Source organism: Variovorax sp. ISS6 (assembly GCF_056523145.1).
Genome location: NZ_JAWRZC010000001.1, coordinates 4,482,727 through 4,496,361 on the forward strand (window position 1 = coordinate 4,482,727; position 13,635 = coordinate 4,496,361).

A 13,635-nucleotide genomic window follows, 5' to 3' on the forward strand; every position below is an offset into this window, starting at 1 on the left:
TTGGGCTTTGGAGAGGTCTGGAAATCCGTGGGCGGGCGGCCGCTGACTGGGGCCGTCCGCGCAGGACGCGAATTTTAGGTCATGGCGAAAGCCTCGCCCGGGCGGCCGGCCAGAGCCCGTTCGGGCGCTGATTTCTTCGCCCGGATGGGATAATTCCACGCATGAGCATTACCTACAAAGACGCCGCGGGCATCGCCGCCATGCGCGTCGCCTGCCGCCTCGCGTCCGAGGTGCTGGACTACCTCACGCCCTTCATCAAGCCCGGCATCACGACCAACGACGTCGACCGCCTGGCCGCCGAGTACATGGTCAAGCAGGGCACCACCTCGGCCACGGTGGGCTACATGGGCGCCAGCAGCGTGCCCTTCCCCAAGTCGCTGTGCACCTCGGTCAACCACGTGGTGTGCCACGGCATCCCGAACGACAAGCCCCTGAAGAAGGGCGACATCATGAATGTCGACGTCACCGTCATCAAGGACGGCTGGTTCGGCGACAACTCGCGCATGTACGTCGTGGGCGACGCCTCGATCGCGGCCAAGCGCCTGTGCCACATCACCTTCGAGGCCATGTGGCACGGCATCCTGCAGGTGCGCCCCGGTGCCCACCTGGGCGACGTCGGCCATGCGATCCAGAAGTTCGCCGAGGGCCAGGGCTTCTCGGTGGTGCGCGAGTTCTGCGGCCACGGCGTGGGCCAGCGCTTCCACGAGGAACCGCAGGTGCTGCACTACGGCCGCCCGGGCACCATGGAAGAACTCAAGCCCGGCATGATCTTCACCATCGAGCCGATGATCAACGCCGGCAAGCGCGACGTGAAGGAAGACTTCAAGGGCGGGCAGTACGACGGCTGGACCATCGTCACGCGCGACCACTCGCTCTCGGCCCAGTGGGAGCACACGGTGCTGGTCACCGAAACGGGCTACGAGGTGCTGACCCTGTCCGAAGGCAGCCCGCCGCTGCCGTCGTTCGTGAGCGCCATCAAGACATGAGCCGCGCGGCCGGCCGCGCCACCCCACCGCCATGATCGAAGCCGCCCGACACGACGTCGCGACGCTGCGCGAAGCCTACCGCGCGAAGAAGCTCGCCCTTTTCGAAACCCTGCGCTTCGCGCGCGCGCCCACGCGCAGCGTGCACACGGTGCTGCGCCAGCTCGCGGCGCTGGCCGACGAGAACCTGCAGACGCTGTGGCAGGACGCCGATTTCGGCGACGGCCTGGCGCTGGTGGCGGTCGGCGGCTACGGGCGCGGCGAGCTGTTCCCCTACTCCGACGTCGACGTGCTGCTGCTGCTGCCGCCCGAGGGCGGCGAGCAGGCGGTCGAGCCGGCGCGGCTCGAGGCCTTCATCGGCCAGTGCTGGGACGCCGGCCTGGAGATCGGCTCGAGCGTGCGCACCATCGAGGAATGCCTGGCCGAGGCCGAGAAGGACGTCACGGTCCAGACCTCGCTGCTCGAGGCGCGGCTGATCGCGGGCGACAAGAAGCTGTTCGCCACCTTCCGCAAGCGCTTCGGCACGGTGATCGACCCGCAGGCCTTCTTCATCGCCAAGTCGCAGGAGATGCGGCACCGGCACCAGAAGTTCGACAACACGCCCTACGCGCTCGAGCCCAACTGCAAGGAATCGCCGGGCGGCCTGCGCGACCTGCAGACCATCCTCTGGGTCGCCAAGGCCGCGGGCTTCGGCAGCCGCTGGGACGACCTGGCGCGCAACGGCCTGGCCACGCCCTTCGAGGCGCAGCAGATCAAGCGCAACGAGGCGCTGCTGTCGCTGATCCGTGCGCGGCTGCACGTGATCGCCAACCGGCGCGAGGACCGGCTGGTGTTCGACCTGCAGACCGCGGTGGCCGCGAGCTTCGGCTACGTGAGCGAATCGCAGCGCAAGTCGAGCGAGGCGCTGATGCGGCGCTACTACTGGGCCGCCAAGGCGGTCTCGCAGCTCAACCAGATCCTGCTGCTCAACATCTCGGAGCGGCTGCAGCCGATCGACGAGCAGCCGACGCCGATCAACGAGCGCTTCTTCGAGCGCGCCGGCCTGATCGAGATCGCGCGCGACGACCTCTACGAGAGCGAGCCGCACGCGATCCTCGAGACCTTCCTGCTCTACCAGAAGACCATCGGCGTGAAGGGCCTGTCGGCGCGCACGCTGCGCGCGCTCTACAACGCGCGCCACGTGATGGACAGCAAGTTCCGCAACGACCCGGCGAACCACGACACCTTCATGCGGATGCTGCAGCAGCCCTACGGCATCACGCATGCCTTCCGGCTGATGAACCAGACCTCGGTGCTGGGGCGCTACCTGCGCGTGTTCCGCAGCATCGTGGGACAGATGCAGCACGACCTGTTCCATGTCTACACGGTGGACCAGCACATCCTGATGGTGCTGCGCAACGTGCGGCGCTTCTTCATCGCCGAGCACGCCCACGAGTACCCGTTCTGCTCGCAGCTCGCGGCCGGCTGGGACAAGCCCTGGCTGCTGTACGTGGCCGCGCTGTTCCACGACATCGCCAAGGGCCGCGGCGGCGACCATTCCACGCTGGGCGCGCGCGACGTGGCGCGCTTCTGCAAGCAGCACGGCATCTCGCGCGAAGACTCGAAGCTGATCGAGTTCCTGGTCTCCGAGCACCTGGTGATGAGCCAGGTGGCGCAGAAGCAGGACCTGAGCGACCCCGAGGTGATCGGCGCCTTCGCGCGCCGCGTGGGCAACGAGCGCTACCTCACGGCGCTGTACCTGCTGACCGTGGCCGACATCCGCGGCACCTCGCCGCGCGTGTGGAATGCCTGGAAGGGCAAGCTGCTCGAGGACCTCTACCGCTACACCCTGCGCGCGCTCGGCGGGCGCATGCCCGATCCCGACACCGAGGTCGAGTCGCGCAAGCGCGAGGCGCTGGTGCAGCTCGCGCTGCATGCCCAGCGCTTCGAGGCGCACAAGGCGCTGTGGGACACGCTCGACGTCGGCTACTTCATGCGCCACGACGCCAGCGAGATCGCCTGGCACGCGATGCAGCTGTCGCGCTTCGTGCCGCCGAAGAACGTGCCGATCGACCCGGCCGCGCCGCCCGTGGTCCGCGCGCACCTGTCGCCGGTGGGCGAAGGGCTGCAGGTGGTGGTCTACACGCCCGACCAGCCCGACCTGTTCGCGCGCATCTGCGGCTACTTCGACCAGGCCTCGTTCAGCATCCTCGACGCCAAGGTCCACACCGCGAGCAACGGCTACGCGCTCGACACCTTCCAGGTGGTGACCACCTTCCTGCCCGACCACTACCGCGACCTGATCAACATGGTCGAGACCGGGCTCGCGCAGACCCTGACCGAGGCCGGCGCCCTGCCGCTGCCGAGCATGGGCCGGGTGTCGCGCCGGGTGCGCAGCTTCCCGATCAAGCCGCGCATCAGCCTGGTGCCCGACGAGAAGGCGCAGCGCTGGGTGCTCAGCATCTCGGCCAGCGACCGCGCCGGCCTGCTCTATTCGGTGGCGCGCGTGCTCGCGCGGCACCACCTGAACCTGCAGCTCGCCAAGGTCACGACCCTGGGCGAGCGGGTCGAAGACAGCTTTCTCATCAGCGGTCCCGAATTGCAAGGCCAGCGCACGCAGGCCGCGATCGAGACCGAGCTGATGGAAGCCCTGGAGGCCTGAGTGGCCAGCCCGGCGGCCCGCTCCGCCGGGCCTCTTTCGCGACAAAAGTTCACAAATTCTTGTGAATTGAATACCAAATGTTTCTTTTTTCTGTCCAAACGGCAGAATGCACCCCATGGACACATTGCTGACCCAGCTTTCGAGTTCCGTATCGTCGGCCAGGACCCTCGAGGACCTGACCCGTCCCATGCTCGAGATGCTCGAGGCCGTGACCGGCCTGGAATCGACCTATCTCACGCGCATCGACCTGGAGCAGGGGCTCCAGCACATCCTGTACGCGCGCAACGCGCGCCAGTTGCAGATCCCCGAAGGCCTCGCCGTGCCCTGGGGCGACACCCTGTGCAAGCGCGCGCTCGACGAGGGCCGCGTCTACACCGACAACGTCGCCGAATGCTGGGGTGATTCCGATGCCGCGCGCCAGCTCGGCATCCAGACCTATGTGAGCACCCCGGTGCGCACCGACAGCGGCGGCCTCTACGGCACGCTGTGCGCGGCCAGCGGCGAGCGCCAGCCGCTGCCGGCCAACGCCACCAACGTACTGGGCCTGTTCGCGCGGCTGATCGGCCACCAGGTCGAGCGCGAGCAGCTGTTCCAGCGGCTCTCGGCGGCCAATGCCGAGCTCGCCACCCATGCCGCGACCGATGCGCTGACCGGCCTGCCGAACCGGCGCGCCTTCCTCGAGGGCCTGCGCCGCATGCTGGCCCAGGGCCAGCGCGACGGCACCGGCGTGCTGGTCGCCTTCGTCGACCTCGACGGCTTCAAGAAGATCAACGACCTGCACGGCCACGAGACCGGCGACGACTTCCTGGTGGAGATCGCGCGCCGGCTGCACGGCACGCTGCGCGCCGGCGACCTGCTGGCCCGCCTCGGCGGCGACGAGTTCGTGGTGGTCGGTCCGGGCCCCGCGCTCGCGGGCGGCGAATCGCCGGCCGCGGCCGAGGCGCTCGGCCAGCGCGTGGCGGCCGCCACGGTCGGCCACTTCCACCTCGGCGCGGTCGAGATCGGCTACGGCGGCGCCAGCGTGGGCGCGGTGGCGGTCGATCCGCGCTTCACCACGGCCGAGGAGGCACTGCGCCTGGCCGATGCCGCGATGTACCTCGAAAAGCGCGGGCGCAGCGGCCGACCGCACGGATGATCTGATGATCGGCCGGCCACGCGGGCGCCTCGAGCGCGTGTTCGGATCGCTCAAGGTCCGCCTCACGCTGGGCGGCATCGTGGCGCTGGCCCTGGGCATCGCGCTGAGCACCAGCGTGCTGCTGGGCATCGCCGAGCGCGACCTGCTCGCCGCGCAGCAGCGCCGCGAACTCGGCGAGTCGGCCCGCACCGCCGCCCTGCTCTCGCGCAGCGTGGTCCAGTTGCAGCGGGCGCTGCTGTCGGTCGCCGAATCGCTCGACGAGGCCACGCTCGACGACCCCGCGGCGCTGGCGCGCTTCATGGACAGCAAGCCGATCCTGCGCGGGCTCTTCACCGTGCTCTACATCGCGCGGCCCGACGGCGAAGTGCGCATCCTGGTCGATGCCGAGAACGGCGTCTCGCGCCCACCGCTGCCGCTGACCCAGCGCAACTACTTCCGCCGCACCCTGGCCGAGGGCCGGGCGATCGTCTCGGAGCCGCTGAACGGCCCGTTGTCGGGCGAGCCGATCGTGGTGTTCACCCAGCCGGCGCGCAACGCCTCGGGCATCTACGCGGTGTTCGGCGGCGTGCTGCGGCTGTCCAGCCGCGACCTGCTCGACGGCCTGGTCGACCCGCAGGCCGGCGACGACAACGCGCTGCTGGTCGTCACCACGCTCGACGGCCGCGTGCTCGCGCATCCGGACCGGCGCCGGATCATGGGCTCGCTCACCGACGAACCGCGCCTGGGGCAGGCCTTCAAGGCCTGGACCGCCGAGCACAGCCCGGCGGAACCCGCGGGCGTGGCGCTGCCGCAGCCCGGCGAGATCGCCAGCGCCGCCGGCGTGGCCGGGCCCGACTGGATGGTGTGGCGCACCCGGCCCCAGTCCGAACTGACCGCGCCCTTCGCCACCGCGCGCGCCCAGTCGCTGCGCTGGGCCGGCCTGATCGTCGCGCCGCTGGCGCTGGGGCTGCTCGCGCTGCTGTGGTGGGGCCTGCGGCCGCTGCGCCTGCTGGAGCGGCGCGCCCAGCACCTGTTCGACGGCAGCATGGGCGCGGCCGACGGCTGGCCGCGCGCCGGCGGCGAGATCGGCCAGCTCGGCAACGTGCTGCGGCGCGTGGGCATCCAGCGCGCCGAGCTCGAGCGGCTCAACGGCGAGAGCATCGCCAAGCTCGGCTCGGTGATGCGCGCGGCGCCGGTCGGCATCGCGCTGGTGCGCGACGGGCGCTTCGACCTCGCGAGCGACGAGCTCTGCCGGCTGCTGGGCTGCGCGCGCGAGGACCTGCTGGGCCGGCTGACCGGCAAGGTGCTGGTGCCGCCCGAGCCGGGCGAAACCCCGCTGGCCGCGCTCGAGGCACTGGCCTTCGGCGCCGACCAGGCCTACGTGGGCGAATGCCAGGTGCAGCGGCCCGACGGCAGCCGCTTCTGGGCCCGGCTGCGCAGCAAGCCGGTGGACGTGGCGCGCATGGAGCTCGGCACGATCTGGATCCTGACCGACATCGACCAGCAGCGCCGCATCCGCGCGGCGCTCGAATGGTCGGCCGCGCACGACAGCCTGACCGGGCTGGCCAACCGCCAGCGCTTCGAGGCCCATGCGCAACGGCTGATCGCGGGACTGCCGGCCACCATGCCGGCCGCGATGGTCTTCATCGACCTCGACAACTTCAAGCGCGTGAACGACACCGGCGGCCACCTGACCGGCGACGCGATGCTGCGCGCGGCCGCCAGCGCCATCGCCTCGCGGGTGCGCGCGGGCGACCTGGCGGCGCGGCTGGGCGGCGACGAGTTCGTGCTGCTGCTCGAGCGCTGCCGCCATGCCGATGCGGTGCGCGTGGCCGAGGCCATCGTGGCCTCGATCGCCGAGATCGCGATGCCCTCGCTGCCCGCGGACCTGCGCATCGGCGCGAGCATCGGCGTGGCCAGCCTCACGCCGCAGACGCGCAGCGTCGATGCCTGGCTGCATGCCGCCGACGAGGCCTGCTATGCGGCCAAGACCGCGGGGCGCGGCGTGGTCCGGGCCGGCTCGGCGCCGGCCGAGCGCATGTCGGGCTGAAGCGGCAGAGTTTCGACATCTCTACCGATTCATCGCCAATCCGCCAGTCGAAGGCGGGTTGCCGAGGCCACCGCGTCCGCCCCGCCCGCGCTTGCTGGGGAAACCCCGGATTCAGTGAATCCATTTGGCTGACGAATACGTAACACCAAAGTTACCAGCTCGATGCAAGGAGCCTGACCCGAAAGCAACGGCCATGGATCGCACTGAACGGAACAGGCCGAAACGCGACTGGATCGTCACGAATTCCCGACAATCAGCCGTGAACTAATACCAACTCAGTAAACGATTGTTGTCAATCGTTAACCATTCCCAGAGAATGCCCCAGCATGGAAGAAACAAACGGGGTCATCGATCATTTTGAACGCCGAGCCTGCAGCACGCAGTGGCTCGCATTCAACCGCGGCATGGCAGCCGAGCTCGCCGCCGGACTCCCGCCCGAGGATCTGCACCAGCTTTTCTTCCGCATCGGCGAGAACGTGGCGCGCACCTTTCCGGTGCCTCCCTGCGCGAGCCTGGCCGAACTCGAAGCCGAGTTCAATGCCCGCTGGGACGGCATCGACTGGGGCTACGGCACCCTGCGCGAAGAGGCCGACGGCCTGCGCATCCGCCATGCCTGCAGCCCGCTGGCCATGGCTTTCGGGCCCGAATCCACCGGCTGGAGCAGCGGCTTCCTCGAAGGCGTCTACCAGACCTGGTTCGCCGGCCAGCGCCTGCCGGCCTCGCTGCGGGTGCAGGCGCTGCCCTCCGCCGCTCAACCCGGCGCGGTGATCGAACTTCGATTGGCGAGGTCTTCCCCATGAGCAACGACGATCCATCCGCCGAAGACGTGGCCGGGCTGTTCCGCAAGTTCGGTGGCGACTCGCATGTCTACAAGGAATTCGCGCCACCCGAGCCGACCGATGGCGAAGGCCGTGCCGGCTGGCCGCTGCTGTCGGGCGCGCCGATCGAACGAGCGCCCGAACCACCGCCGGCTCCGGTGCAGCCGCCGCCCGCTCCTCCGGTGAAACCCGTGGTACAGGTCGCGCCCGTGCCGCCACCGGCGCCCGTCATGCCGCCGCCCGTGGCGGTCCGCCCCGCTCCGGCCCCGATCGTCGCACCCGCGCGGCCGGCCGCCCCGCTCGCGAGCCCGTTCGGCCCCGCGCCGGTCGTTCCGCCGCCCGCCCAGCCCGTGCCCGCCTGGGCCGCCGCGCGGCCGGCACCCGCCTTCGTTCCGGGGCCCGTCCCGGCCCATCCCTCCACCGCCACGCCGACACCTCCCGCCTCGGATGCACGGAGCCCGACCGAGCTGGACGCGCTGTTCGCGCGCCTGGCGGGACCGCAGCGCCCCGAGCCACCGCCGGGCCCCATGTCACGCTGGCGCCGGCCGACGTGACCATGGTCGTCATCCCCGTCATTTCATCCAAGGGCGGTGTTGGCAAGACCACCGTCGCCGCCAACCTGAGCACCGTGCTCGCCGAGCGCGGCCACCACGTCCTGGCGATCGACCTCGATCCGCAGAACGCGCTGCGCTTCCACCTCGCCAACGACCCGCACCAGTGCGTCGAGGGCCTGGCCGAGGTCGCGGCCGGCCAATTGACCTGGACCCAGGCGATGCGCCCCGGCCATGGCGGCACGGTGGTGCTGCCCTTCGGCACGGTCGACGACGAACGGCAGATCGAGCTCGAGCAGCAGCTCGCGCGCCATCCGGACTGGCTCGGCGACACGCTCGCGCGCTTCGCGCTGCCCGAGGACACGCTCGTGGTGCTCGATACGCCGCCCGGCCCCACGGTCTACATGCAGCAGGCGCTGCGCACGGCCAACTTCTGCGTGGTCACGGTGCTGGCCGATGCCGGCTCCTTCGCCACCCTGCCGATCATCGAGCGCATGGTCGACAAGTACTGCCGCCCGCGCGCCGACTACGGCGGCAGTGCCTACGTGGTGAACCAGGTGGCGCCGAGCCGCCGGCTCAACCACGACGTGTTCGAGATGCTGCGCGCGCGCCTGCAGTCGGAACTGCTGGGCGTGCTGCACCAGGACGAATCGGTGTCCGAGGCACTCGCCTCGGCGCTGCCGGTGCACCGCTACGCGCCCCTGAGCCAGGCGGCGCAGGACCTCTCGGTGTGCGCCGACCGGCTGCTGGCGCGCATCGCCGCGGCCACCGCGAACCGCAACGCCCCCGCACAGCCCGCGGCCGCCCCGGCCTGGCAGATGGAGCCCCGATGAACAGCAGCACGGCGCAGCCGGCCTCCGGGGCGGACTCCGCGCCGCCTCCCTCGCCCGATACCCCGCTGGGCGCCGACCGCCCGCCGCGGCCCGCGCCGGCCTTCCTGCGCCTGTGGCCGGTGCGGCTGGTGGGCTGGCTGATCCTGCTCACGACGGCACCCGCGCTGATCATCGCGCCCATGACCTTCGAGCAGCAGTTGGTGCTCTCGGTCGGCATCTTCCTGGCCGCGCTGTTCGTGAACCGCTTCCGCGGCCACTTCGCGGGCCTGGTGCTGATGCTGCTGTCGGTGATCGTCTCCTCGCGCTACACCTACTGGCGCATCACCGAGACGATGTACATGGACAACATCGTCGACCTGGTGCTGGGCGTCGGCCTGCTCATGGCCGAGCTCTACGCCTTCGTCGTGCTGCTGCTGGGCTACATCCAGACCGCCTGGCCGCTGGGCCGCAAGCCCTCGCCGCTGCCCGCCGACCCGGCCGAGTGGCCGACCATCGACCTGTTCATCCCGACCTACAACGAACCGATGTCGGTGGTGCGCCCGACGGTGCTGGCCGCGCAGGCCATCGACTGGCCGCGCGACAAGATCAAGATCTACGTGCTCGACGACGGCCGGCGCCCCGAGTTCCGCGAGTTCTGCGATGCCGTGGGCGTGACCCACGTCACGCGCGACAACAACCGCCACGCCAAGGCCGGCAACATCAATGCCGCGCTCAAGAACACCAGCGCCGAGTTCGTCGCGATCTTCGACTGCGACCACATCCCCACGCGCTCGTTCATGCAGATCGCGATGGGCTGGTTCAACCGCGACGCGAAGCTGGCCATGGTCCAGCTGCCCCACTATTTCTTCTCGGCCGACCCCTTCGAGCGCAACCTCGACACCTTCGGCACGGTGCCCAACGAAGGCGAGTTGTTCTACGGCCTGATCCAGGACGGCAACGACCTCTGGAACGCCAGCTTCTTCTGCGGCTCCTGCGCCGTGCTGCGCCGCACGGCGGTCGAGGAAGTCGGCGGCATCGCGGTCGAGACCGTGACCGAGGACGCCCACACCGCGCTGAAGATGCACCGCCGCGGCTGGAACACCGCCTACCTCGCGCTGCCGCAGGCCGCGGGCCTGGCGACCGAGAGCCTGTCGGGCCACGTGGGCCAGCGCATCCGCTGGGCGCGCGGCATGGCGCAGATCTTCCGCGTCGACAACCCGCTGTTCGGCCGCGGGCTGCACTGGGCGCAGCGGCTGTGCTACCTCAACGCGATGCTGCACTTCCTGTACGGCCTGCCGCGGCTCATCTACCTGACGGCACCGCTGGCCTACCTGTACTTCGGCGCGAGCGTGATCCATGCCTCGGCCTCGATGATCTTCGCCTTCGCGCTGCCGCACATCCTGCACGCCAACCTGACCAACAGCCGGATCCAGGGGCGCTTCCGCTACCTGCTGTGGAACGAGGTCTACGAGGCGGTGCTGGCCTGGTACATCTTCCGGCCCACGCTGGTGGCGCTGATCAATCCCAAGCTCGGCAGCTTCAACGTGACGGCCAAGGGCGGCCTGATCCAGGAGCAGTACTTCGACACCTCGATCGCCAAGGCCAGCCTGGTGCTGCTGGCGCTGAACTTCATCGGCGTGGCGCTCGGCATCTGGCGCCTGACCTGGGTCGATCCGCAGAACATCGCCACCGTGTGGCTGAACCTGGCCTGGACCATCTACAACCTCATGATCCTCGGCGCCTGCGTGGCGGCGGCCAACGAGTCGCGCCAGGTGCGCGCCGCGCACCGCGTGACGCTCGACGTGCCGGCGGCGCTGTACTTCGCCAACGGCCACTCGATGCGCTGCAACACCTTCGACTTCTCGACCGGCGGCCTGGGCCTGGAGCTGCCGACCGAGGTCAAGCTGGCGCCCGACGAACCGATCGAGGTGGCGCTGTTCCGCGGCGACGCGGAGTCGCGCTTCCCCGCCACCGTGCGCTTCAGCAACGGCAAGCGCCTGGGCCTTCGCTTCGCGCCGATGAGCTTCGCGCAGGAGCGCGCGCTGGTGCAGTGCACGACCGCGCGCGCCGACATCTGGGCCGCGCGCTGGGGCAACCATCCGCGCGTGGGCGTGCACCGCGTGCTGGCCCACCTGACGAGCATCAGCCTGGTCGGCTTCAAGGACATGTTCTCCCATTACTACCGGGCCGGCCTCTCGCGGCTGCGGCTGCCCAAGCGCTCCGTCGGAACGAAGAAGGAACCCGCGTGACGATCACTCCGAAAGCGCCGCGCCGCGGCGCCGCTCCCTCCTTCCGTCCGGCCGCCGGCGCCATGCTGGCCCTGCTGGCGCTGACCGCGGCCGGCACGGCCTCCACGCAGCAGCGTCCGGCCGCGCCGGCCGTCGTTCCCGCCACCGTTCCTTCGATCGCGCCGGCCGCCGTGCCCACGCTCGCGCTGCCGGCCCAGCAGCTGCCCGGCGCGGCCGCGGCGCCGGTGCCCGTGGCCAGCACGGCCGCGGCCGGCGGCACGGTGCGCGAGCTCAACCTCACGCAGCTGGGCATCGACTACGCGATCCAGCTTCGCGGCATCAGCGGCACCATCGGCATCCCGTTCAACATCCGCGCCGACGAGCTGGTGACCGCGGCCTCGTTCCGCCTCAACTATGCCTACTCGCCCTCGCTGATCCCCGAGCTGTCGCACCTGAAGGTGACGGTCAACGACGTGCTGGTCGCGACCCTGCCGGTGAACCGCGCCGACGGCGGCAAGCCGCAGACCGCCGACATCCCGATCGACCGGCGCCTGATCACCGAGTTCAACCGCATCAACGTCGAGCTGATCGGCCACTACACGCGCGACTGCGAGGACCCGGCCCACACCAGCCTGTGGGCGCGCATCGACGCCTCGAGCACGCTGCGCCTGAACGTGTCGCCGCTCAAGCTGACCAACGACCTGGCGACGCTGCCGCAGCCCTTCTTCGACCGCCGCGACGTGCGCCGCGCGCGCATTCCCTTCGTCTTCGGCAGCGCCGAATCGGGCCCGCTGCTCGAGGCCGCGGGCGTGGTCTCGTCGTGGTTCGGCGCGCTCGCCGACTACCGCGGCGCCGTGTTCCCGGTTTCGCGCGGCCAGCTGCCCAGCGGCCACGCGGTGGTGTTCGCCACCCCCGAGACCAGCCTGCCGGGCCTGGTGCTGCCCTCGATCCAGGGCCCGGCGCTGGCCGTGGTCGACCATCCGCAGGACCCGACCGCCAAGCTGCTGCTGGTGATGGGCCGCGACGCCAACGAACTGCGCACCGCCGCCGCCTCGCTGGCGCTCAACAGCCGCGCGCTGTCGGGCGCGACCAGCGCGATCGCCGCCTTCCAGGAGCCGCCGGCGCGCAAGCCCTACGACGCGCCGCGCTGGGTGCCCAGCGACAGGCCGCTGCAGTTCGGCGAGCTCACGACCGCGGCCGACCTGTCGGTGACCGGCTACAACCCCGACGTGGTGCGGGTCAACCTGCAGCTGCCGCCCGACCTGTTCACCTGGCGCAGCCGCGGCATCCCGCTCGACCTGCTCTACCGCTACACGCCGCGCGTGCGGCCCGACCAGTCGACGCTCAACGTCAACGTCAACGAGAACTTCATCGGCGCGATCCCGCTGCGCTCGGCCAACCCGGCCGGCGACCGCTGGTACAACCCGCTGGCCGTCAAGCTGATGCCCGACGGCACGCTGGCCGAGCGCAAGGAAGTGATCCTGCCGCCGCTGGCGCTGGGCCCGCGCAGCCAGCTGCGCCTGCACTACTACTTCGAGCCCGTGGCCGGCCGCTGCATCCCGCAGCTCGACAACGTGCGCGGCTCGATCGACCCGACCTCGAAGATCGACGTCTCGGGCTTCCCGCACTTCATCGCCATGCCCGAGCTCGCGGCCTACGCCAACGGCGGCTTCCCGTTCTCGCGCATGGCCGACCTGTCGGACACCGCGGTGATCCTGCCCGACCAGGCCGACACCTCCGACACCGAGACCTACCTCGGCCTGATGGGCCAGATCGGCCGGGCCACCGGCTACCCGGTGCTGCGCGTGAAGGTGGGCCGCTCGGCCGAGGTCTCGCAGTGGGCCGACAAGGACCTGCTGGTGATCGGCAGCCTGCAGAACCAGCCCCTGTTCACGCAGTGGGCCGAGCGCATGCCGCTCAAGCGCGCCGCGGCCGCCAACGGCAGCGGCGACGGCTCGCCGCAGTTCAAGCTGTCGAGCTGGATCGACACCGCGATCGACTTCGTGATCGGCGCGCGCACCCGCGAGGACTTGCCGGGCTCGATGCAGATCGCGGTCAGCGACGACGGCCGCGACGCGGTGCTCGCGGGCTTCGAGTCGCCGCTGCGCAGCGGCCGCAGCGTGGTCGCCGCGATCTCCAACAGTACCTCGAAGGATGCGCTGCTCAACGCGCTGATGACGCCCGACCTGCTCAAGCGCGTGCAGGGCAGCATGGCCATCGTGCGCGACGCGCAGGTGCACAGCGTGCTCGGCAGCGACACCTACTACGTCGGCCGCCTGCCGCCGATCGCCTGGCTGCAGTGGAACCTCTCGCGCAGCCCGCTGCTGCTGGCGGCCCTGGTGGTGCTGCTGGCCGTGATCGGCGCCGCGGTGGCCTATGCCAGCCTGCAGATCCGCGCGCGTCGCCGCCTCAAGTGACGACCCGCGCCCCGGAGACCG

At 70.5% G+C, this 13,635-nt stretch carries 9 protein-coding genes; all 9 read left to right on the forward strand.

Going from position 1 to position 13,635, the window contains the following annotated elements; all coding sequences use genetic code 11:
* Positions 1-161: 161 nt before the first annotated feature.
* The 9 genes from map to bcsB all read left to right on the forward strand — a co-directional run bounded on the left by map (position 162) and on the right by bcsB (position 13,614).
* Positions 162-986: a type I methionyl aminopeptidase gene (gene map, locus AC1HIL_RS20845; RefSeq protein ID WP_057597054.1), complete on the forward strand. Its 825-nt coding sequence runs from the start codon at positions 162-164 to the stop codon at positions 984-986.
* Between the two features lie 31 nt (positions 987-1,017).
* Positions 1,018-3,624, forward strand: a complete 2,607-nt coding sequence (locus AC1HIL_RS20850) for a [protein-PII] uridylyltransferase (RefSeq protein WP_057597055.1) — start codon at positions 1,018-1,020, stop codon at positions 3,622-3,624.
* A 115-nt stretch (positions 3,625-3,739) separates the two neighbouring features.
* Positions 3,740-4,759: a sensor domain-containing diguanylate cyclase gene (locus AC1HIL_RS20855; protein WP_057597056.1), complete on the forward strand. Its 1,020-nt coding sequence runs from the start codon at positions 3,740-3,742 to the stop codon at positions 4,757-4,759.
* Positions 4,760-4,763: 4 nt separating this feature from the next.
* Positions 4,764-6,788: a sensor domain-containing diguanylate cyclase gene (locus tag AC1HIL_RS20860; RefSeq protein ID WP_296739932.1), complete on the forward strand. Its 2,025-nt coding sequence runs from the start codon at positions 4,764-4,766 to the stop codon at positions 6,786-6,788.
* A gap of 404 nt (positions 6,789-7,192) precedes the next feature.
* Positions 7,193-7,588: a cellulose biosynthesis protein BcsD gene (gene bcsD / locus AC1HIL_RS20865; RefSeq protein WP_412179620.1), complete on the forward strand. Its 396-nt coding sequence runs from the start codon at positions 7,193-7,195 to the stop codon at positions 7,586-7,588.
* A complete protein-coding gene (locus tag AC1HIL_RS20870) occupies positions 7,585-8,160 on the forward strand; it encodes a hypothetical protein (RefSeq protein WP_479669917.1) in 576 nt (191 codons plus the stop codon). Before bcsD ends, AC1HIL_RS20870 begins: the two co-directional genes overlap by 4 nt.
* Before the next feature lie 2 nt (positions 8,161-8,162).
* Positions 8,163-8,990 (forward strand): cellulose biosynthesis protein BcsQ, encoded by an 828-nt coding sequence (gene bcsQ / locus AC1HIL_RS20875; protein ID WP_261205963.1) that lies wholly within the window; start codon positions 8,163-8,165, stop codon positions 8,988-8,990.
* Positions 8,987-11,218: a UDP-forming cellulose synthase catalytic subunit gene (gene bcsA / locus AC1HIL_RS20880; RefSeq protein WP_082322219.1), complete on the forward strand. Its 2,232-nt coding sequence runs from the start codon at positions 8,987-8,989 to the stop codon at positions 11,216-11,218. The genes bcsQ and bcsA overlap by 4 nt, the downstream gene beginning before the upstream one ends.
* Entirely contained in the window at positions 11,215-13,614 is a 2,400-nt protein-coding gene (gene bcsB / locus AC1HIL_RS20885; protein ID WP_057597800.1) for a cellulose biosynthesis cyclic di-GMP-binding regulatory protein BcsB, read from the forward strand. The genes bcsA and bcsB overlap by 4 nt, the downstream gene beginning before the upstream one ends.
* Positions 13,615-13,635 lie beyond the last annotated feature (21 nt).